Here is a 20,356-nt window from a genome sequence, read left to right as displayed (position 1 = left end):
CCGAGCTTAGCCGGGACGTTTTGATTGCGGTAGCGGACGAACGTGACGCGTTTGTGAGACCGGCGTATCGCCTTCCTTGATCAGCCAATCCAGCCGCCAGCTGGCCGCATGCTCCTGCGACAGCAGCCGTGCCATCGCCTGCAAGGGTTCGCGCAGCACCTGGTCCAGATTCCACGGTGCATTGAGGATGACCATGCCGGACCCGTTCAAGCGCAGCGGCGAATCATCCGGATGCACCAGCAATTCCGCCTGCAGCACGCGGCGCGCACCGCAACGCTGCAGCCAGCGCAGGAACGGCTGCACCTGGCTGCGCAGCTTGATCGGATACCACACCGCGTAGATGCCGTTCGGCCAGCGCTGCAGGGCCGCCTTCAACGCCGCTTCGATCAGGCGGTATTCCTCTTCCTGCGCTTCGTAAGGCGGATCGATCAGCACCAGTCCGCGCTTTTCCTTGGGCGGCAGCAATGCCTTCAATGCTTCATAACCGTTGCGGTGATGCACGTGCACGCGGCGATCGTGATGGAACAATTCACGCAGGCGCGATGCTTCTTCCGGATGCAGTTCGCACAGCTGCGCGCTGTCGGTGGCGCGCATCGCCTGTGCGGCTTGCAAGGGCGAACCGGGATACACCTTCAGTCCTTGCTCGTTGCCAGGCAGCGCAAGAACGCTGTCGAGCCAACGGCGCAGCAAGGCGGGCAGGGGGCCTTGGCCGGTGCCGTGCAGATCGGGAAACAACAGGCGTGCAATGCCATCGCGGTATTCGCCGGTCTTGCCGGCTTCTTCGCTATCGAGCGCATAGCAGCCGCTGCCGGCGTGTGTGTCGATCAGGGCGAAGGGCGTGTCTTTCGCCTTCAAGGCTTCGATCAGCGCAAACAGCACGCTGTGCTTGAGGACGTCGGCGAAGTTGCCTGCGTGGTAGGCGTGGCGGTAGTTCATGGCGATCGGCAGGCTGGGGTGCGCCAGTATAAATCCCCGCCTGCGGGGACATTCCCCCTTTCCAATGGAGATAAGCCAAGTGCGATCTTGATGCTCGCGAGGACATGTCCCCTCCCCTGCCACCGCAGGGGAGGGAGCTGATCAGTGCAAGCACCTGGCTATCTGGCTCAATACGCCACCGTAATGCGCTTCCTGAACGTGCTCTTGTTATCCAGCTGATCCAGCAGCGCCGCCGCGTAATCCGCCACCGTAATGCGGCTGACGCCCTTCGCATCCACCAGCAGCTGATCGCCACCGACGCGGTACTTGCCGGTGCGTTCGCCATCCTCGATCAGGGCGGCGGGGCTGATGAAGGTCCAGTCGACGTTGGCCTTGCTGGCGCGGAATACATCCAAAGCGCGGCTATGGGCTTGCGCTTCCGGCTTCCACGCCTCGGGGAAATGGGGATTGTCGAGTACCGTCACGCCCGGCGCCGTTTCCAGCGAGCCGGCGCCGCCTACCCACAGCAGCCGCTTGAGGTTGGTGCCGTCGAGCGTATCCAGCAGGGTCTGGGCGGCCTGCGGCAGCGTGTCGGCAGTGCCGTTGCGGCGTGGGGAAATGGCACCGATCACCGCATCGGCATGCTTGGCATAGGCAAGCCACAACGATGTCTCTTCCACCGTGCCCTCCACCACGTGCAGCCGTGGGTGAGTCGATGCCAGGCGACCTTTCTCGCGCACGATGGCGGTGACGTCATGGCCGCGTGCAAGGGCTTCGTCGAGGATGGCATGGCCGATATGCCCAGTGGCGCCGAACAGAACCAATTTCATGGAAATCTCCGTGGAGGGAAGCAACAGGATGCAAGCATGCGCGCTGGGCGTTGGTTCGATAAACGGTCTAATAGGGAATTGACTGTCAAGAAAAGGTTGACAATCATTTCGCCATGGGACGCGACGTCAACCTCAATCGATTGGCCGTTTTCGTAGCACTGGTACGCGCCGGCTCGTTCACCGCCGCCGCCGAGCATTTGGGCATGACCAAGGCGATGGTCAGCCAGCACCTGTTGCGGCTGGAGCGTGAGCTCGGCGCCACCTTGCTTGTACGCAGCACGCGCCGCATGGCCCTCACCGAAGCGGGCACGGTGTTTCATGCCGATTGCGTGCAATTGCTGGAACAGGCACAAGCGGCGATCGAGCGTATCGGCGATCAACGCAGCAAGCCGGGCGGCACGCTGCGTCTCACCACCTCCACCGATTACGGCACGGCGGTGGTCGCGCCGGCACTGGTCGAATTCCGGCGGCTGTATCCAGCGCTGCACGTGGATCTGGTGATCGATGACCAACTCAACGATTTGATCGCCGAGCGTTTCGATCTGGCCATCCGCATCGGCTGGCTACGCGATTCCAGCTTGCGCGCCACGCGCCTGGGCAACTTTCGCCAGCAGGTGATGGCGAGCCCGGCCTATCTTGCCGAACACGGCACGCCGCGCCGGCCGGAAGATCTCGCCATGCATCACGGCTGGATTGCGATGTCCGCATTGGCGACGCCGTTGCGTTGGACCTTTACGCGCGGAAGCAGTCGTCGCGTGGTGCGCATGCGCCAAGTGATGCAGGCGAACAATGCCGCGGCGATTCGTGCGCTGGTGCTTGCTGGCGCCGGTGTATCCGTGTTGCCGGATTACCTGGTGCAGGAAGATATCCACGCCGGACGGCTGCAGGTGTTGCTTGCACCGTATCGCCTGCAGGAAGGCGGCATCCATGCGGTGTATCCCGATCCGCAGCCGCCGGCAAAGGTGCGGGCGTTTATTGATTTCATGCGGGATCGCCTGGCGAAACGCTAGGGATGCTCTGATCTATTCCATGCACCCGGCATGACGTCCAGAAGGCCCGCAGGGTGTGTTGCGTGGCGCAGGGCGGACTGGCCGCCTGTTCAAGCCGCGCGGCGCGCATACAGTGCGGTGACGGGTACATGGAATAGATCAGAGCATCCCTAGTCGAGATTGTGGCTCTCTGCCGTTCCCAGCAATTCGGCTTGCACCGGCGCTTGCTCGTTCCGATGCAGCCACGGATGCGCAAACACTGCCGCCAGAATCACCACTACCCCTGCATAGAACCAACCATCCAATTGCCGCTGCTCGCCTAGCAACAACATGGCCAGCACGATGGCGTAGACCGGTTCCAGGTTGGTGATCATTTGCATCGCAAACGCACTGACGTGGCGCAACGCGACCAGCACCAGCGAGAACGGCAGCAGCGTGCAGCCGAACGCCAGGATCAGCAGCAGCACGGCGTCATGCAGGTTCGGTACCGGAAAGGCGGGGCCCGCATGCGGCAACCACGGTGCGAGCAATGCCAGGAATAGCGCGCCGGTGCCCAGTTCAATGCAGGTCACGGTCAACGGATCACCGTGGTGCACCATGCGCTTGTTGAGCGAACCGAACAGCGCCACGAACAATGCCGACACCACGCCCACGGCAATGCCGATGCGCATATGTGCCGGCACGCCACCGGCCACCATCGCCACGCCAGGTATCACCGCAATCGCCATCAGCAGTTCACGCGGATCAAAACGCCGACGCGCAATCCACGGCTCGACAAACGCCAGAAAGGCTGGCCCCAACGCGATGCAGGTGGCGCCTACGGAAGCATTGGCCAGCTTGATCGCCGCGTAGAACGTCAACCAATGCAACGACACCAGCACGCCGATGCCCGCGTACGCCAGGCGCAACTTCATCGGCATGGCACGCAAGCCGCGCCAGACCCGCGGCGTCAACAGCAAACTGCCGCCCACCAGCAGCATGCGCCAGCCCACCAGCGCCGTGGCCGGCAGCGTGATGAGCTTGCCGAGGATGGCGGTGAAGCCCCATAGCAATACGCAGAAGTGGATTTGCAGGCGGGCCTTGGTGACGGGCTGCATGGGGATGCGGGGTGGGGGAGGGAGGTGCGTATTCTATGACAGCCATGACATGTCCCTGTCTCTTTTGCCGACATTGCTTCCAGTGACGACGAATTTCGCCTGCTCCCTATGCGCTAAGGAGGCATGGCCAAGAATCATCGGACCAGGCTTCGCACTTGTCGCAAGGCGCTTCTTTGCCTTGCGTCATTCCGGCGAAGGCCGGAATCCAGTCAAAATGACGTGCGCAGCACACGATATAAAAGTGCTGAGTGCTTCGCACAACGTACTTAACTGGATTCCAGCTTTCGCTGGAATGACGGGTCTGGGTTCTACGGCGGCGTGCGGGGCCTTACTTCACCTTCCCTGGCGGCGGCGCATTGCGCAACTGCATCAACACTTGCTGGCAGTCGTTGTGCTGGCCACGGCTGGGCACCACCACCGCCAGCAACGCCGCAGCCGGTGCCGCCAACGCGGCCAAAGCCGCCGCGCCCGCGCCACGCAAGATCAACGGTCCCGGCTTTACGCCCACATCCGGATCCTTGAAAGTGCCTTTCACGTACAGCGGCGAACGCAGCGAAAACACACGCAGGCCCTTCGTATGCGGCACGATATTCAGATCCATATGTTCATCGTGGAAATTGATCGAGCCATCCACGTTGATGGTGGCATCGGAGGTATCCAGCACAAACAGGTGGCTGGTAAACACACCCTCCTTGCCGGTCATATCCACCGCAAGGCAATTGATTTTCACGTCCTGGTCGCCGAACAGTTTTCGCACCACCACATTGGCGACGTTCAAGCCGGCCAGTTCCAGCAGCGTCTTGCTGATTACGCCGTTGTCCATCAACAGCTTCACGTCGCCATCGGCATTGCTGAGCAAACCCGATACCGAGCTGCCGGCGCCATTCATGGTGATGTCGCCGTTGAGCTCGCCGAAACTGTTTTGCATCGACTGCACGGTCGGAAACATCTGCTTCAACTGCAGGCGGCGTGCGTGCAGATCGAGTGCGGTACGCATCGGCTGCACCGTGCTATCCATTTGCACATTGCCATCGATAGTGCCGCCGGCCACGCCCGCATGCAGCGGGTCGAGTTTCAAGACACCATTGTCCAGCAGAATATGCGTGTTGACGGCGTTGATCGGCAAGGAGTTCGGGCGCTCGATGCGCGCCGCCTCGAAGGTCACATCGGCATCCATGGTTTGCAGGCGATTGGTGTGGAACTGCTCCACCGGCAACGCCTTGTTTCCGGGTTGCGGCGTGGTGTCGCCGCGCTGTTCTTTCTGCGTCTGGCTGCCGCCGCCGACCAGTGCGCCAAGATCGGCAAAGCGCAGCAATTGCGAATGCAGGTCGCCGGTCAGCTTCATGCGCGGGCCGCCCGTCACTACCTGAAGATTGCCGCCGATATCGCTTTCGCCCACGCGTCCGCGGAAGTTGCGATAGCTGTAACGGCTGCCCTGCATATGCACTTCCGCCGACAAATGGCCTTCCGTTGCGAACGGCGGTGTATCCGGCAGAGTGATGCCAAGAATCGGGTACAGCTTCGCCATGCTCGCGCCGGCAAACCACACGCGCATGTTCAGTGCGGACAAGTGCATCGGATCGGTCAGCGTGCCGACCACGGCGATCTTGCTGGTGCCGATATGCACGCGCGCCTGGATCGGGAACGGTTGCGTGGCGCTTTCCAGGGCGAGCACGGCACCGCTCTTGCCGCTGCCATCCACCGGCGTGTCCTGGTAGGTGCCGTTGACGGTCCAGGCAAACTGATACGCCGTGCGCCTGGCATGGCTGGACACGTCAGGCGTGGTCTGGTTGCTGTCCACCATGCGGCCCACGTCATGCCCCACGTCGGCACGCGAGGTGCTGGTGGCCTGCGCTACGACTTGCTCGTAGGGCATCGCATGCTGCAGCGGCGTGATGCCGATCTGCAGCTTCGAATGCGTCTGCACGTCGTCCAACGCGATCTCGCCCTTGTCGAGGCCGATCGTGCCCATGCTGAGCTTCCAGCTGGAAGGCTGATGGTTGTCCTGCGGCAGGTTGATGTTCCAGTTGGCCTGGCCTTTGCTGTCGCGTTCCAGATCCACCTGCAAGCCGGACAATTGCACCGATGGCACATAGATGTGATGCAGCAGCAATGGCAACGGCGAGATGCGAAACGTCAGCGCATCCAGTTGCAACAGTTGCGGCTGCCTGGTCCACGTCGGGTTGCCGATCCGGATCTTGCGCGCAGTGAAGGTCGGCCATGGCAGCACGCTGCGCAGACCGGGCTCGCTCGGTTCGCGGCTCCACGCAGCAGTGATGTCACCGTCGATCGTGAACGGTTTGCCGATGGCCGCGCTGACCTTGGCGTCGATCGTCGGTTTGAGCCGGTTCCAGTTGAACAGAGCCACGAACAGCACCAGCACGATCACCAGCACGATCAGCACGCCCACGATCCACGCCAGTATTTTCAGACTGAGCCGCATCACTCCCTGCCTTTGCCGAGTGCCGCACGCTATACGGCTGGCGTGTGCTCAAGTAACTACGAATCAGGCGAAGATCGCGTGTAGTTTTTGTGGTGGTGCTTAGCGTGGATTCATGCGCCTGCACCGTTCAACGGGATGCAAACTCATCAATGATCAGCCTTGGCTGTTGGCTCCGTGCGTACCGGCACGTCGATATTGCAGATATCCACCTTCCCGGCCGGCAAGGTGTAGAACGCGTCGTGGCGGTTGCGCTTGGCCTCGATGATGGCCGCAAACGTGTTGCTGTCGGTGCGCAGTACCTGGAGCTTTTCGCGCTGCGCCGGTGGCAGATCGGCCGCCAGCTTCACCGACAGGATCGGCGTGCGCTGCGCTGCCTGTGTATAGAACCCAAGCGGCCCGGTACCGCGCGGCAAGGCCGACAGGTACTGCATGCCTTCCAGCACGCGGCCGGCTATCGCCAGGTTGCGATCGATCTGCCGCGGCGCCTGGCCGATGGCGACATACAAGGAACTGCCGCTGCCGCTGTCCGGCGCCACGTCACGCGCCACGCCCACCATGCCGTAGCAATGCACCAGCCACTCGCGCCCGCTGGCCGGATCACGTGCGGCAGGGAAGCCCTCGCTGAAACCTACCTGCGGTGCGTACACATCGCCATCGGGCAAGGGTGTCCACGGCAGCTTGGCATCGATCGCGCGCGTGTACTCCGGCGGTACCGTACGCTTGGCGCTGCCCAGCGGCTTGATCTTGCTTTTGTCGCCGTTGTCGTCGTCATTCGGATCGCCCCATTGCGTGACGAAGTTGTCCTGCACACGGATGATCGCCAGTCCATCGAAATAGTGCTCGCGCACCAACGTGCGGATATTGGCAGCGTGCAGCGGCGTGAAATCGGGCGCCAGTTCGATCACCACGCGGCCCTGCGGCAATTGCATGTACAGCAGGTTGTTCGGATCGGGCGTACGCCACTCGTCCGGTTTGGACTTGGCGAGCATTTCCTTAGCCGTGGGCGTGGCTTTGGGCGTATCTGCCATGGCAGGCAGGGCAAGCAGGCCCATGGCGATAAGCAGACCGGCTTGAAGACGGCGCAGGCGCATAAGCGGTTTCCCCGGAGGTTGTCGGCTGCGTGACGGTAGCAGAGACCTTTGGGGATGCGTAGTAGGCGGCCCTTGCGGCGGAATGACGAATGAAGGTTTTCCGCGGCTGAAACATCCTTAAGTTCAGTGGCACTAACTTAGCCTGCACATCGCTTGAATATGACGGAAAATCTTCAATCGTCGTCCCGGCGAAAGCCGGGACCCAGCGACTTGCATTTCGCCCAAGACACTAGGCCCCAGCTTTCGCCGGGGCGACGATGTCTAAGTTAGTGCCATTGTTCTTACATTTGGAGCAACGCCTGCCAGGCGAATGGCCATCTCGACCTTCCAACCCCATCTGATCCATGCACGCGCATCACATTCGGCGCCCTGTATCCTCGAACATTGCTCCACGTCTGACTGCCAAGGAGAAGTCGCTTGAACGGCACCGCACATCCGCATCGCGTCGTGATCCTTGGCGCCGGCTTCGGCGGCCTGGAGGCGGCCAGGCGCCTGGGTAACCAACCCGTTGACGTCACGGTGATCGATCGCAGCAACCATCACGTGTTCCAACCCTTGCTCTATCAAGTAGCCGGTGCGGCGCTGGATATTTCGCAGATCGCCTGGCCCATTCGCCACGTGCTGCATCGCTTCAAGAACATCACCACACTGATGGCCGAAGTGGAGGGGGTCGATGCTGCCGGTAAGACCGTGCAACTCACCGATGGCAGCCGCATACCGTATGACACGCTGGTGATCGCCACCGGTTCCACGCACGCGTATTTCGGCCATGACGAATGGGCCCAGTTCGCGCCGGGGCTGAAAACACTCGGCGATGCGCTGTCGATCCGCCAGCATCTGCTCTCGGTGTTCGAGCAGGCCGAACGCGAGCCCAATCCCGTCCAGCGTCAGAAGCTGCAGACCTTCGTGGTGATCGGCGCCGGTGCCACCGGCGTGGAACTGGCCTGCACCATTGCCGAGCTGGCGCGCGAGGAAATGCCCGGTGATTTTCGCCAGCTCGATACGCGGCAGGCGCGCGTCATCGTGGTGGAGGCAGCATCGCGCGTGCTGTCCAATTTCCCCGAGACGTTATCCGATTACGTGTTGCAGACCATGCGGCAACTCGGTGTCGAGGTGATGTTGAATTGCCCGGTCACCGAATGCCACGCCGATGGGGTTGTCTGCAAGGAAAAGCGCATTGATGCCGGGGCCGTGTTCTGGGCGGCAGGCGTGCGCGCCTCGCCTGCCGCGCAATGGTTGAATGTATCGGCGGATAAAGCCGGTCGCGTGAAGGTGGAGCGCGATCTCACCGTTGCCGCGCATCCGGATATTTTCGTGATCGGCGACACCGCCCTGGTGGAGCAGGAAAACGGCAAGCCGGTGCCCGGTCTCGCGCCTGCCGCCAAGCAACAAGGCCAATACGCGGCGGAAGTGATCAAAACGCGGTTGCATAAGCGCCCGGCGCCAGGTCCGTTCCATTACCGCAACTACGGCAACCTCTCCACCATCGGCAAACACACCGCCGTGGTCGACTTCGGCAAGGTGAAGCTGCGTGGCCGCGCGGCGTGGGTGGTGTGGGCGCTGGCGCATATCTATTTCTTGATCGGCGTGCGCAATCGCCTGATGGTGGCATTGAATTGGCTATGGCTGTACATGAAAGGCGAGCGCGCGGCGCGGATCATTCTCAGCCGCAAAACCTGATGTGTTGCTCCGTAGGTTGGGGTGAGCGGAATGCGAACCCCAACCTCTGCGGGAGGCTGCACGCCACGTTGGGGTTCGGCTGCGCCTCACCCCAACCTACGGGCCGGTTGCTTAGAACAACTCCGTGCTGAGCGTCACGTACCATTGCCGCGGCGCGCCCACGTAATACGTAGGTGACGACTCCGCTGCGGAAATCGTCAGGCTCGATGGCAGCATCAGGTAACGGCGGTTGAGCAGGTTCAGCGCGTTGATCGCAATCGTCGGCTTGTGCAATACGCTGAAATCCGGCAGTTCATAGCTGGCGCTGCCGTTCAAGATGAAGTTGGATGACACGCGCTCGGTGTTCAGGAAATCACCATACTCGCTGCCGGTGAACTTGCCGTTCAAGTTCAACGTCAATCCGTTCGCGGAGTAGCGCGCGCCGATATACGCCATGTTGCGCGGTGTGCCCGGAAATTGTTTGCCCTTGGTGTCGTAGAACGCGGCACCCGTATCAGCCGTGGCAGGCAGGTTGAGATCCTGTTCCACCTTGGCCTGCGTATACGTGTAAGAGCTGTACAGCGTAAAGCCGTGGCCAAGATCCAGATTGCCTTCGGCATTCACGCCCGCCATGCGCACGCGTCCGGCGTTGATGTAGTAGTTGATGAAGGTGTTCGGGTCCAAACCCACCGCGGTGCGGTTGCCCATGTTGGCCAGGTATGCATCGGTGTGCAGCGTGAGCGGCCCCTGCGTGAAGCGCCAGCCGATTTCGTTCGACCACGCGCTTTCCGGCAAGGGTGCCGGCAAGCCGATACGCGCATTGCCGAAGGTGGCGGCATCCGGCGGCGCGCGGAAGGTGCGGGTGATGCTGTAGTAGAGCTGGTTGCTCTCATCCAGCTTCCACGACGCGCTCGCCGCCGGCAGGAAGCGATGGTAGCGATCGTCGGAATTCTGATAGGACGTCCAATCCACCGGATCAGGATTGCCGGGGAACAGCACGAACTGATTGGCGCGGTCGGTGTGCAGGTAGGCGACGCCGGCGTTGAAGGTCCATGCATCGTTGGGCGTCCAGGTGTCTTCCACGAACGCTTTCTTCACCGTGGTGAGGTCGTACTCGGAATAGTTTTTCCAGATCTGTCCATTGCCGTACGTCAGCAGCTTGTTGTCGCCCCATACCGACAGCGGTGCACCGGTGTTGGGGTCCACGTACGACGCATCGATGTATTCCAGCTGGCGCGAGCGCTCATACCAGATGCCCCAATCGAGCGTGTTGTCCAGGCCAAGTTCCAGCGTGAACTTCGCATTGATGCCGGGGCGATATGTGATCGGCCGGTACGCTTCGTACACGGTGTACTGGCCATCGGTAAATTGATCCGCCTGTACGATCGGCTTGCCGCTCGCATTGAACTGCAACGGCAAAAATCCGCCGAAGCTGCCGTTGCCATCGCCGAACTGGAAGTAGGGAATGATCGAGAGCGAGAGATTGCTGCCGAACTTGAATTCGCCATCCAGGCTGGCCACCCACGATTTGAACGGGTTCTGGAACAGGCGGTAGTAATCGACCTGTGCGAGCGTGGCCGGATCGCTGTAGAGCGCGCTGGCTGGGAAGCCGCCGGCCGGCGTGGGCGTCCAGGTGGTGTTGTAGTCGTAGGTGTAGCCGTACTGCGCCGCCTGCGCCTTGGTCAGCGGCATGTAGAAATAATTGTGCTCGCGATTGAGATTGAAGTTGGCGGTAAGACTGTCGTTGTCGTCAATCGTCCATACCGATTTCGCCTGGATGCGGTCGATATGGTTGTAGCCGCCGCCGCGCCACTTGTTGTCCGAATTGCGCGAGATCGAGATCCAGCTGCGCACCGGACCGGTCGCCCCGGTGTTGATGCGCAGGTAGGTACTGCGTGCATCGTTGCTGCCGAAGGTCTGGCCGGCGTAGACGTTGAAGTTCTCTGTCGGCGTGCGGGTAACGAAGCTGATATGTCCGCCAACCGCGCCGAGATCCGGCATGTCCAGATCGGCCGAACCCTGCGTCACGTTGATGGATTCGTAATTGCGCGCTTCGCCGTATTCCGACGCGTAGGGCACGTAGTTGCCCGCATCGTTTACCGGCACGCCGTCGAGCGTCACGCCAATCTCGCTCGCGTTGAAGCCGCGGATCGTATAGCTGCTGGCGTCGGTGAGGCCGAAACCATCGCTGGAAGCGGAGTTCACGCCCGGTGCGCTGTTGATCATCTGCGTGTAGTCGGCGGTGATCGGCACTTCGGCGATCGCCTGCGCGGTGATCGTGGATACCTGCTTGGGCTGGTCCTGCACCGCCATCAAGCCGCCCGCGAGTGACTGTGCGTTGACGTTGACGGTGGAGAGCGTGGTGCTCTTGTGCGTCTTGTCGTTGGTGCTGCTGGCATCGGATGCCGGCGCATTGTTGTCTGCGTGCGCGATGCCAGCGGTACCGATCACCAGGGTGGTAGCCAATGCAAGCCAAAGCGGTTTGCGACGGCGAATTGCGGATGTATGCATTGCCAGGTATTCCCCCAAACGAAATGTGCCGACAAACAGCGTGCGCCCAGTCTTTGCTGGTGCTCGCATGGCCTGTAATGACAGATGAAAAACACCGCAGAAGCCGGTCTAACCGCCGGCTCCCTTCCCATGCTGCGATGTAACAATTTGTTTATCGTAATGACGCGAGCTTGTCTAGCACGCATGCTTGTTACTGTGCGCGAAGCGTCGAGATGGACAAGGGAAGTGCTTGAATTTGCCGCAATAAACTTTTTGGAAGAAATTTTCCTCCAGCGGCGCTATGGCAGAGATGAAAAATGGCTTACGTTGTGCTGACGCAACAAGTTACGAATGATCTGTTTGAAACACCGGCCACCGCGGTCGCCAGGGATCGGTTGCGAAGGCGGCGAGCTGTCATGAATACTCGCGGGCAGGACGCACGCGTCTGGACGTCCAAACGTTTTCAAGGGGAATGCATGACCATCCATCGTTTGCTGCTCGCCGCCGTGCTTGCCTTGCAGCTCGCCGCTTGCGCCACCACGCCGGCGCCTGCCGTTTCCTCCACCTTGCAAGGCGACACGGCACATCCGGCGCAGACGCAGGGCTGGGTGGATACCAGGTTGTTTTTCGGCCTGGGCCCGGCCGATCATCCGGAGCAGGGCATCAGCGAGGCGCAGTGGCGCGCCTTTCTCGACAAGGAAGTAACGCCGCGCTTTCCAGATGGCCTCAGCGTGATCGACGTATATGGCCAATGGCAAGGCAAGCAGGAAACCACGCCCGAGCGGCTGCATTCGAAAATGCTGGTGATCTATTACCCGGATACGAGCGACAACCGCAGCAAGATCGATGCGATCCGCGCGGCGTGGAAGCAGCGCACGGGTGACCAGTCGGTGTTGCGGGTGACGCAGCCGGCGGATGTGTCGTTTTGACGAGATGCCGATTGTCAGGCCGTCTTCCTACGAAGCCGCGTAGGCTGGGATGAAATCCCAGCTTTTATGTAGCTCCCGATGCTGGGATTTCATCCCAGCCTACGCGTTTCGATGATGTTGCTTGAAGAAATCAACGCATCCACCTGAGATAACTCGTGACCAAGCCCTCAAGCACATTCCCCCACATCGTCAGCGCCGACTTCAACGGCTTCCTGGGCCTGCTGGTGGACAACATCTCCGTGATGGCCTTCCTCGCCACCGCGCTGATCGGCATTTTCGGTTTCCCCGCCGACCTGATTTATACGCGCATGTTCCCCGGCACCACGCTGGGCATCCTGCTCGGCAATCTGGCGTACACGGCGATGGCGCGTCGCCTGGCCAAGCGCACCGGCAACGAAAAAACCACCGCGATGCCGCTGGGCGTGGACACGCCCACCACCATCGGCATGGCGTTGCTCGTGCTCGGTCCGGCCTTTCTGCATTACAAGCAGTCCGGCATGGACGAACACGCGGCGGCCATCGCTACCTGGCAGCTCGGCATGGCCTCGCTGGTGGTGATGGGCGTGCTCAAGACCGTGCTCGCGTTTTTCGGCCCCTTGGTGCAGCGGCATGTGCCGCGCGCGGGGTTGCTGGGTTCCATTGCCGGCATCGCATTGGTGCTGATGGGCTTTCTGCCGCTGGTGGAAATCATGAAGGTTCCGGTGGTCGGTTTCGCTGGCCTTGGCGTGGTGTTGTATGCGTTGGTAGCGCGCGGACGGATGCCATGGAACTTGCCCGGCGTGCTGGTGGCCTTCGTCGTTGGCGTGCTGCTGTATGAAGTGCTTGGACCGCTCGGTTGGCTGGGACACGGCTATCACCCGTTGGCGGCGTGGCAGTGGCGCGTGGCTTTGCCGTGGCCGACCTTGCAATGGCTGCACGGCTTGCCGCTGACGATTCCGTATCTGTCGCTGATTCTGCCGTTCGGATTGCTGATGGTGGTGGGCGGCATCAACGTTACCGAGAGCGCCCGCGCTGCGGGCGACGACTACAACACGCGTGATATTTTGTTGGTGGAAGCGCTGGCCACACTGGTCGCCGGTGTCTGTGGCGGTGTAGCGCAAACGACGCCATACATCGGCCAGCCGGCGTTTCGCGCCATGGGCGCACGCACCGGCTATACCTTGATCACCGGCATCGTGGTCGGCCTCGGCGGCATCTTCGGTTACCTCTCCAATCTGGTGGAAATGCTGCCGTTGGCCGTGTTTGCGCCGATCCTGGTTTTCATCGCCATCAGCATCACGACGCAAGCGTTCGAGGCCACGCCACTGCGCCATGCGGCGGCGGTGGTGTTCAGTTTCTTTCCCGCCATTGCACGCATGGTGGCGATCAAGCTGGGCGATCCCACATACGTGGCGCCAGATCGTTTCATGGCGCTGTACAACGACGCCTCGCAAGGCATGTCGGAATTGGCGGTGATCAACGTGCTCGGCAATGGCTTCATCATCACGTCGATGATCTGGGCCAGCTTTGTCGTCGCGATGATCGATCGCAAGCCGCGCCAAGCCGCATGGATCGCCTTGCTGGGTGGCGTGCTGACTTTGTTCGGCATCATCCATTCGGTGATGCCTGCTGGCAATTTGTATCTGCCATGGACGCTTGAACCGGCGATGCGTGCGATCGCCTTCCAGTTTGCCGGCGCGTATCTGGCGTTGGCCGCGGTGTTGCTGATGCTTTCGTTCTGGCGTGGCGAACCCGCGCCGGAGCATGCGTAAAAGTTATCTCGATCGGCGTCAAAAAGGCCGGTATTGGCCTTGAAAGACAGTTTCAGGCATGGTGTGCATCGAACGCGCCCGGCGGCGTTGCGCGCCGGTAGAGACGCGTCACGGTAATGTCAGACGAAATCGGTCATCCTTTTCGTCTTCATTCCAATCACCAGCATCGAACACAGGGGGGCCTAATGATCGAGCTGGAAATTCAGGCGCTCGCGCTGTCGCGCGAGGGTTTGCTTATTGATGTTGGACGATGCGCAGCCGCGTGCGGTTTCGCCCTGGTGCGGCAGCGTCTGGCGGATGACCGCCATGGCGTGTTGCTGACCATGGTCGTGCGCGGACTTGCCCGCAAACAGCGCGGCTTGGAAACGGCGCTGGAAAAACTCGAACGTCTCGTCAGCTTCGAAGTGTCGCCGGTGGTGGAAGGGCAGACCAAACCGCACTTCGCTGCGTCGCGTTCGGTGGCCGCCAACTATGTGCCGCCACCGCCACCCGCACCGCCCGCCGAAACGCCCAAGCCGGCAGAAGCCAAGCCTGTATTCAAAGCACCTGATGCTGTGCCGCAGGTGGCGCGGATGCCTGCGTCAAACGAATTCGCGCAAGCTTTCGTCAAACCGGAGCCCTTGCTGCAGACGGAACCGGAAGCCGAGCCCGAATTCGTCTTCATGCGCCCGCCGGCACCCGCGCCCGCCGCACCCGTGGTGCCGGTAGAGCCGTTCAAGGAAGTGCTGCAGCTGGATGCCGACCAGGCCGCGGTGGAAAAACTGCTGCCGAAGCTGATGGGTGATTACCCGCAGATCTTTCCTCTGCTGAAAAAGCTGGAGCAATCGGTGGAAGAGGGCGCGCGCGAATCGTCGCTGTCACTGGCTGGCCAACGCATTGGCACATGGCTGTTCGAGCGCAATCACGCCGTGACATCGAAGATGGCGTTGGACGAAGCGATGGAACGCATCGGCGTGCCGGCCTTGCGCGCGCTGACGGAGGTGGACTATGCCGCCAACCAGTTGCACATCCGCCACAGTCCGTTGTGCACAGAAGAGGGGCGTTCTAGTTGCAAGTTCTTCAGCGGCTATCTGGAAGGTTTGCTGGGACCGGTGGTGGCGTCGCAGGGCTTGTCGATCTTTTCCGTGTGCTGCCGTAGCTGCGGTGCGAATGAGTGCGTGTTGGCGGTGATGGATTGACGTCGCCCAAACAAGGCGATGTCGATGTCAGGTAGGTTGGGGTGCGAACCACAACATCCCGATGCGTGGAACGTGGCCACGCTGGGGTTCGCACCCCAACCTGCGTGTCAGGCGTGTTGCTGCGTCACCGACGTGCACGCTTCATAGAAATCGGTGAGCACCTTTTTCACGCCGGTCACTTCGAACGCAAAACCGAAGCGAATGCCGGTGCGATCGCGCACCCACGCGCCCATTGCCTTGGCCGATGCCAGTTGCTGCAACTGGTTCAACGGATAGATGCGTTGCATCACCACCGAGTCGTCCGCCACGGTGACGCCGCCGCGTTCCTGCGGCAGTGTTTCCTGTTGGTTGAGTTCGAAATACGAGCGCTGTTCGCGCGTGACGATGCCGCGTGCGCGCACCGCGCCGATCGTGTCGTAGGTAGTGAGTTCGACGCCATGGGGTTTGCACAGAAAGGTGATCTTGTGCTCGCCGTTGCGATCCTGTTGCTTGAGTTCCAGATACGGCGCGCCTTGCTGATATTTGTAGGTGGCGATCAGATTCTGCCGGCCGTTGTTGGCCAGTCCTCTGGCAATCATCTCCTCGCCGTTCGGCCAAAGCGTGGGATCCTGCGCAGAGCCGGTGGAAGCCGTGCCGCCAGCGGCGGCCGTGAGCGTGGCAAGATCGATGCCCATGTCCTTCAGATACGCAGCGACATCCGCCGGTGTCTGTTGCTCGCGATAGGTGGGAAACCCGATGCGATCGCTGCCGCTTATCGCCCAGCGATACAGCCCGCCGAGATAGGCGTAGGCGCAAGCGCCATCGCACATGGCGGAGCGATTGAAGGTGGTGGTCTGGTGAGGCAGGCGCGGCACGCCCAGGTGCGTCACCATCGAGCCTTGCCGGATCAGCCGGCCCAATGCGATGCCAGCGCTGACACTGCCGCCGGGCGAATTCAAATAGACGTCCGAACCGGGCTTGATGCGGCCGGACCGGATCAGCGCTTCAAAGCGCTGTGGCGCGTCGGTATCGATCGGGCCATACAGATAGATCTGCGGCACGCGCGCCATGCTCAGCGTCATGCGGTCATCGTTGACCTGGATATTGAGCTGGCTGGCGGTCTGCTCGCGCGTCGTGCTTTTCTGCGCTTGCGCCGGCTGGAACAGGCCCGCGGAGGCGGCGGATAGCAGCAGGCACGCCAAAGGGTGAAAGCGGCGTCGAAAGGTATTGCGGTAAAGCACGAGCATTCCCTGTTTTTAAGACGGAAGACGGTTTGAACCCGTGAAGTCTGGCGGGTTCCCGGTGTCTCATGGGTGAACAGGGGGCGCTGGAATGGCACTCGACGCGAGCAAGCACGAAAACGGTTCCCTCCCCTGCTATTGCAGGGGAGGGAGTGTCTTGCAGCGTTCTTACGGCTTGCCAACCACCAGCAGCGTAAACCCACTCACCGGCTTGCCTTTCTCCGCTACCTTCGCGCCCACCAGATACACCTGGTTCGACGCCTCATCCAGCGCCATGGTGCGCGCGCTCTTCATGGTCGGCACATCCGCCACCTTGGAGTACTGATCCGCCGAATCCTGGTGATACACATTCAGCACGCCATCGCGGCTGGATGCGAATACCTCGTGCGTCTGCGGATCGTATGCTGCCGCATCGGGCCGCTTGCCGATCGGCAGCTTGGCTACCTGATGGCCGTCGGTGGCATCGGTCACGATCAGCCAGCCATTCGCGCACGCGGAAAACACGCGCTTGTTCGCCGCATCCAGCGCCAGGCCGGTGGGGCCTTCGCACGGTGCCAGCGACCAGGTGTGCAGCACCTTGCCGGTCTTGATGTCGATGTGCGCGAGTTCGGCCTTGTCTTCCAGATTGTTGTAGACGTTGCCCTGGCCATCGCTGGCGGCGAACTCCGGATTGCTGTCCAGCGCAATGGTGGAGAGTTCCTTGCCGGCGACCGGATCGATCACGCTGATGTTGTTGCTATCGCCATTCATGGTCAGCACGTGCGACGTGGCGGGATCGTAGATGATGGCGTCCGGGTCCTTGCCGCTGACTGCGATATGTCCAATCACCTTGAGTGTGTTCAAGTCGATCACGCTGACGTCGTCGCCGTGGCCGTTGCTGGCATAGGCGCGATGCAGGCTCGGCACCAACGCGATGCCGTGCACGTGCTTCATCCCCGGGATTTCCTGCAGCAATTTGCCGGTGGCCGGATCGACCACCATGACCCGGTCGTCACGCGCGATGAACAGGCGATGCCCGGCCGAATCCAGGGTGAGGTAATCCCAGCTGCCGCTACCGCCGAGCGCATATTGATGCGTGACCTTATAGGTATCCGCGTTTTGCGCCGCAGCCCACAGCGGCGTGCAGAGCAGACCGGCCAGGGCAAGTGCCTGCGCGAGTTTCTTCTTCATGTGACGACTCCCATGGTGGTGTTCTGGCGAAACGGTTCGGCCCATGATGCCTCGCCCAACCTTACGAAAAGCTTCAAAGGGCCATACTGCGATATCCCCCACCAGGGAGCGGCTATCGAACTCTCACTTCTGCGTGGCTTGCAACTGTTTTCGATATTCGGGCACCGGCAATCCGCCCCAGCCCCAGTTCTCCAGCTCCACCTCGTCGATCACCACGAAGGTGGCATCGAGCGGCTTGTTGAGCACGTCCAGCAACAACTGGCTGGTTCCCTTGATCAATGCCGCTTTCTGCTGGGCGGTTATGGCGCTTTGACCCGGTGCGGTACCTTCGCGGGTCACTTTGATATTGACGATAGGCATGACGCTTTTCCTCCGGAATGGGGCGGACGTGTGCCCGCCCCGGTGTGGTCAATGGCCGGCGCTCTGGCCGCCATCGACGTGCAGGATTTCACCGGTGACGAACCCGGCCGATTCCAGAAACAGCACGGCATCGGTAACGTCGTTGATATCGCCCATGCGGCCAACCGGATGCAGCGAGGCCAGCGTCTCGTGTGTTTCCGCCGCATGCATCGGCGTCTTGATCACGCCCGGCGCCACCGCGTTCACACGCACGCCGCGCTTGGCGTATTCGATCGCCAGCGACTTGGTTGCCGCATTAAGGCCACCCTTGGTCAACGATGCCAGTACCGAGGGAACGCCATCGATCGCGTACTCGGCCAGCGTCGTGGTGATGTTGACGATATGGCCGCTACGCTGCTTCTCCATCTCGGCCACGGCCAATTGCGTGATATGAAAAAAACCATGCACATTGGTCGCCAAAACGTTGGCGTAGTCTTCCGCCGTGTAAGCGGTAAACGGCTTGGCAACGAAGATGCCCGCGTTGTTCACCAGCGTATCGATGCGTCCGAAACGATCCAGCGCTTCCTTGACGATGCGCTCGGCCACGGCGCGGTCGGCAATGTCGCCGGCAATGGCCAGTACGTCTGGATCGCTGGACGGTTTGATGGAGCGCGAATTGGCCACGACGCGATAGTCGCGGTCGCGGAATGCCTTGACCAGGCCTGCGCCGATGCCTTGCGATGCGCCCGTAATGATGGCGACTTTGCGTGAGTTGCTCATGATGTCGATCTCTTTAGAAAGGAAGGGAAGCCAGCGCGCTACCGAATGAGTGGGGAGCGCCGACGCCTTCAATCTAGGCTCGTCACGAGTAACAGCGAATCCCTGCTATTCGGCAGACACTCTTCCGCGGCGCGGTGGAATCGGCGCGGCAGGTTTGCTTTCCGCATCCTTGGCCAGGCTGGCGAATTGCGTGCGCAGGCGGGGCAGGGCGAAGTCCACGAAGGCGCGCACTTTCGGTACGGAAAGACGTCCATACGGCGAAACGAGGTGGACGGGAATCGGTGCGGGTTCGGCATCCGCCAGCACGATGCGCAGCATGTCTTGCTTGATTTGCGCCGCCACATGATACGAAAGCAAACGCGTCACACCATGCCCGTCCACCGCCGAAGCGATGGCCGCGCGCACGTTGTTCACCACCAGGCGCGGCGTGATGGGCACGGCGCGCGGCACCGACGAACCTTCCAGTGGCGGAAACGTCCACGACTCAACGCCATTGTGTTGCAGGGCAATCACCGAATGCTTGGACAGATGCGCCGGCTCATCGATGCGCGGATGCGTAGCCAGATAACGCGGCGACGCCACCACTACCCGCCGCACCTCGCCGACACGATGCGCCACCAATGTGGAATCGGGCAGATGCGTAATGCGCAAGGCCAGGTCCATGCCTTCGTCGATCAGATTGACCGGCCGTTCCAAGAGATACATGCGCACGTTGACGGTGGGGTATTGCTCCATGAAGGCATCGACGATCGGGCGCAGCAATTCCACCCCGGAATACACGGTCGCGGTGATGGTCAACGTGCCGCGCGGCACGGATTTTTCGCCCGCGGCCTGGCGATCGGCTTCTTCCAGGTCGGCCAGTAATTTGCGGCACGCGATCGCATAGCGCTCGCCGGCTTCGCTCAGCTTGATGGAACGCGTGGTTCGATGCAGCAGCGGCACGCCGACATGGGCTTCCAGAAACGCAATCGCCCGACTTACCGCCGCCGCCGATCGCCCGGTTCGACGGCTTGCACCGGCAAGGCTGCCTTCATCCAGCGCCGTCACGAAGACCTTCATGGCGTCGATGCGATCCATACGGCGTGCCTCGCAGAAGTGAATGGAACGGCTGCAGGGAGTTTGCTACAGGTCGTTCGCCACGCCTAGCGAGAGCACTCCGTAGGCTGGGATGAAATCCCAGCATCTGGTGCTGGGATTTCATCCCAGCCTACGCGCCTGTTCCAACTCGCTTTCCAAGGTTTCCATCAACGCTTTCGAAGACAACGCGCGCGCCAACGGCGCAGCTTGTCCTGCCCAATGCGCGCCATAACCCGTCAATCCCGCTGCCTTCCCGACCGCGTTCAACGATTTGCCCGCATCGTACGTAACGGGATAATCCGGCACCGCATCATCCGGCACGTTGGCGCCCCAGCGCGTGAAGTCATTCGTCAAGCTGCGTGCAGGTCGCCCTGATATCACGCGCGTCATCACCGTGT

General features: G+C 61.5%; 16 protein-coding genes and 1 pseudogene. 5 read left to right on the top strand and 12 right to left on the bottom strand.

All coding sequences use genetic code 11. The annotated features are described in order from the left end of the window. Positions 1 to 6: 6 nt before the first annotated feature. On the bottom strand, positions 7 to 936 hold the full coding sequence (locus tag VJR68_RS13155; protein WP_324148295.1) for a 23S rRNA (adenine(2030)-N(6))-methyltransferase RlmJ: 930 nt from the start codon (positions 934 to 936) through the stop codon (positions 7 to 9). Between the two features lie 167 nt (positions 937 to 1,103). Then, entirely contained in the window at positions 1,104 to 1,745 is a 642-nt protein-coding gene (locus VJR68_RS13150) for an NAD(P)-dependent oxidoreductase (protein ID WP_324148293.1), read from the bottom strand. Positions 1,746 to 1,858: 113 nt separating this feature from the next. Between VJR68_RS13150 and VJR68_RS13145 the strand changes: the two genes are divergently transcribed. Further along, positions 1,859 to 2,755, top strand: coding sequence for a LysR family transcriptional regulator (locus VJR68_RS13145; RefSeq protein WP_324148291.1), 897 nt, complete (start codon positions 1,859 to 1,861; stop codon positions 2,753 to 2,755). A gap of 149 nt (positions 2,756 to 2,904) precedes the next feature. Here the strand turns inward: VJR68_RS13145 and VJR68_RS13140 are convergent, their stop codons facing one another. From VJR68_RS13140 to VJR68_RS13130, 3 genes are all read right to left on the bottom strand, one after another. Further along, the gene (locus VJR68_RS13140) at positions 2,905 to 3,831 is read right to left on the bottom strand and encodes a DMT family transporter (protein ID WP_324148289.1); all 927 of its coding nucleotides are present in this window, start codon (positions 3,829 to 3,831) and stop codon (positions 2,905 to 2,907) included. A 328-nt stretch (positions 3,832 to 4,159) separates the two neighbouring features. Beyond that, entirely contained in the window at positions 4,160 to 6,274 is a 2,115-nt protein-coding gene (locus tag VJR68_RS13135) for an AsmA family protein (RefSeq protein WP_324148287.1), read from the bottom strand. Between the two features lie 146 nt (positions 6,275 to 6,420). Then, a complete protein-coding gene (locus VJR68_RS13130; protein WP_324148285.1) occupies positions 6,421 to 7,365 on the bottom strand; it encodes a peptidylprolyl isomerase in 945 nt (314 codons plus the stop codon). A gap of 417 nt (positions 7,366 to 7,782) precedes the next feature. Here VJR68_RS13130 and VJR68_RS13125 point away from each other — a divergent pair, with 417 nt between their 5' ends. Beyond that, positions 7,783 to 9,045: an NAD(P)/FAD-dependent oxidoreductase gene (locus VJR68_RS13125; protein WP_324148283.1), complete on the top strand. Its 1,263-nt coding sequence runs from the start codon at positions 7,783 to 7,785 to the stop codon at positions 9,043 to 9,045. 111 nt (positions 9,046 to 9,156) lie between these two features. Here the strand turns inward: VJR68_RS13125 and VJR68_RS13120 are convergent, their stop codons facing one another. Continuing rightward, on the bottom strand, positions 9,157 to 11,535 hold the full coding sequence (locus tag VJR68_RS13120; RefSeq protein WP_324148281.1) for a TonB-dependent receptor family protein: 2,379 nt from the start codon (positions 11,533 to 11,535) through the stop codon (positions 9,157 to 9,159). 455 nt (positions 11,536 to 11,990) lie between these two features. Between VJR68_RS13120 and VJR68_RS13115 the strand changes: the two genes are divergently transcribed. The 3 genes from VJR68_RS13115 (at position 11,991) to VJR68_RS13105 (ending at position 15,372) form a co-directional block, all read left to right on the top strand. Next, complete coding sequence (locus VJR68_RS13115; protein ID WP_324148278.1) at positions 11,991 to 12,443, top strand: DUF3574 domain-containing protein; 453 nt, start codon at positions 11,991 to 11,993, stop codon at positions 12,441 to 12,443. A gap of 155 nt (positions 12,444 to 12,598) precedes the next feature. Then, positions 12,599 to 14,194, top strand: a complete 1,596-nt coding sequence (locus VJR68_RS13110; RefSeq protein WP_324148276.1) for a hypothetical protein — start codon at positions 12,599 to 12,601, stop codon at positions 14,192 to 14,194. Positions 14,195 to 14,379: 185 nt separating this feature from the next. Beyond that, on the top strand, positions 14,380 to 15,372 hold the full coding sequence (locus tag VJR68_RS13105) for a hypothetical protein (protein ID WP_324148275.1): 993 nt from the start codon (positions 14,380 to 14,382) through the stop codon (positions 15,370 to 15,372). Between the two features lie 107 nt (positions 15,373 to 15,479). On the opposite strand, the gene VJR68_RS13100 is transcribed toward VJR68_RS13105, so the two are convergent. The 6 genes and pseudogenes from VJR68_RS13100 to VJR68_RS13075 form a co-directional block, all read right to left on the bottom strand. Further along, complete coding sequence (locus VJR68_RS13100) at positions 15,480 to 16,592, bottom strand: hypothetical protein (RefSeq protein WP_324148273.1); 1,113 nt, start codon at positions 16,590 to 16,592, stop codon at positions 15,480 to 15,482. Positions 16,593 to 16,760: 168 nt separating this feature from the next. Next, the gene (locus VJR68_RS13095) at positions 16,761 to 17,762 is read right to left on the bottom strand and encodes a YncE family protein (RefSeq protein ID WP_324148271.1); all 1,002 of its coding nucleotides are present in this window, start codon (positions 17,760 to 17,762) and stop codon (positions 16,761 to 16,763) included. 123 nt (positions 17,763 to 17,885) lie between these two features. Further along, positions 17,886 to 18,122 carry a 4-oxalocrotonate tautomerase family protein gene (locus VJR68_RS13090; protein WP_324148269.1) on the bottom strand — a complete coding sequence of 79 codons (237 nt, stop codon included), beginning with the start codon at positions 18,120 to 18,122 and terminating at the stop codon, positions 17,886 to 17,888. A 48-nt stretch (positions 18,123 to 18,170) separates the two neighbouring features. After that, entirely contained in the window at positions 18,171 to 18,881 is a 711-nt protein-coding gene (locus VJR68_RS13085) for an SDR family NAD(P)-dependent oxidoreductase (RefSeq protein ID WP_324148266.1), read from the bottom strand. Positions 18,882 to 18,986: 105 nt separating this feature from the next. After that, on the bottom strand, positions 18,987 to 19,958 hold the full coding sequence (locus VJR68_RS13080) for a LysR family transcriptional regulator (RefSeq protein ID WP_324148264.1): 972 nt from the start codon (positions 19,956 to 19,958) through the stop codon (positions 18,987 to 18,989). Between the two features lie 120 nt (positions 19,959 to 20,078). Continuing rightward, positions 20,079 to 20,356 (bottom strand): annotated as a pseudogene (locus tag VJR68_RS13075) (nitronate monooxygenase); the annotation flags it as partial.

Origin of the sequence: Dyella sp. (assembly GCF_035277725.1) — a bacterium.
Taxonomy (GTDB): domain Bacteria; phylum Pseudomonadota; class Gammaproteobacteria; order Xanthomonadales; family Rhodanobacteraceae; genus Dyella_B.
This window is presented reverse-complemented; position numbering and strand designations above follow the sequence as displayed.

Excerpts from the sequence above, each read along its gene's own strand:
- VJR68_RS13090 (WP_324148269.1), bottom strand. The coding sequence starts at position 18,122 with ATGCCTATCGTCAATATCAAAGTGACCCGCGAAGGTACCGCACCGGGT.
- VJR68_RS13095 (WP_324148271.1), bottom strand. The coding sequence starts at position 17,762 with ATGAAGAAGAAACTCGCGCAGGCACTTGCCCTGGCCGGTCTGCTCTGC.
- VJR68_RS13155 (WP_324148295.1), bottom strand. The coding sequence starts at position 936 with ATGAACTACCGCCACGCCTACCACGCAGGCAACTTCGCCGACGTCCTC.
- VJR68_RS13080 (WP_324148264.1), bottom strand. The coding sequence starts at position 19,958 with ATGGATCGCATCGACGCCATGAAGGTCTTCGTGACGGCGCTGGATGAA.
- VJR68_RS13120 (WP_324148281.1), bottom strand. The coding sequence starts at position 11,535 with ATGCATACATCCGCAATTCGCCGTCGCAAACCGCTTTGGCTTGCATTG.
- VJR68_RS13145 (WP_324148291.1), top strand. The coding sequence starts at position 1,859 with ATGGGACGCGACGTCAACCTCAATCGATTGGCCGTTTTCGTAGCACTG.
- VJR68_RS13135 (WP_324148287.1), bottom strand. The coding sequence starts at position 6,274 with ATGCGGCTCAGTCTGAAAATACTGGCGTGGATCGTGGGCGTGCTGATC.
- VJR68_RS13150 (WP_324148293.1), bottom strand. The coding sequence starts at position 1,745 with ATGAAATTGGTTCTGTTCGGCGCCACTGGGCATATCGGCCATGCCATC.
- VJR68_RS13130 (WP_324148285.1), bottom strand. The coding sequence starts at position 7,365 with ATGCGCCTGCGCCGTCTTCAAGCCGGTCTGCTTATCGCCATGGGCCTG.
- VJR68_RS13140 (WP_324148289.1), bottom strand. The coding sequence starts at position 3,831 with ATGCAGCCCGTCACCAAGGCCCGCCTGCAAATCCACTTCTGCGTATTG.
- VJR68_RS13105 (WP_324148275.1), top strand. The coding sequence starts at position 14,380 with ATGATCGAGCTGGAAATTCAGGCGCTCGCGCTGTCGCGCGAGGGTTTG.
- VJR68_RS13115 (WP_324148278.1), top strand. The coding sequence starts at position 11,991 with ATGACCATCCATCGTTTGCTGCTCGCCGCCGTGCTTGCCTTGCAGCTC.
- VJR68_RS13085 (WP_324148266.1), bottom strand. The coding sequence starts at position 18,881 with ATGAGCAACTCACGCAAAGTCGCCATCATTACGGGCGCATCGCAAGGC.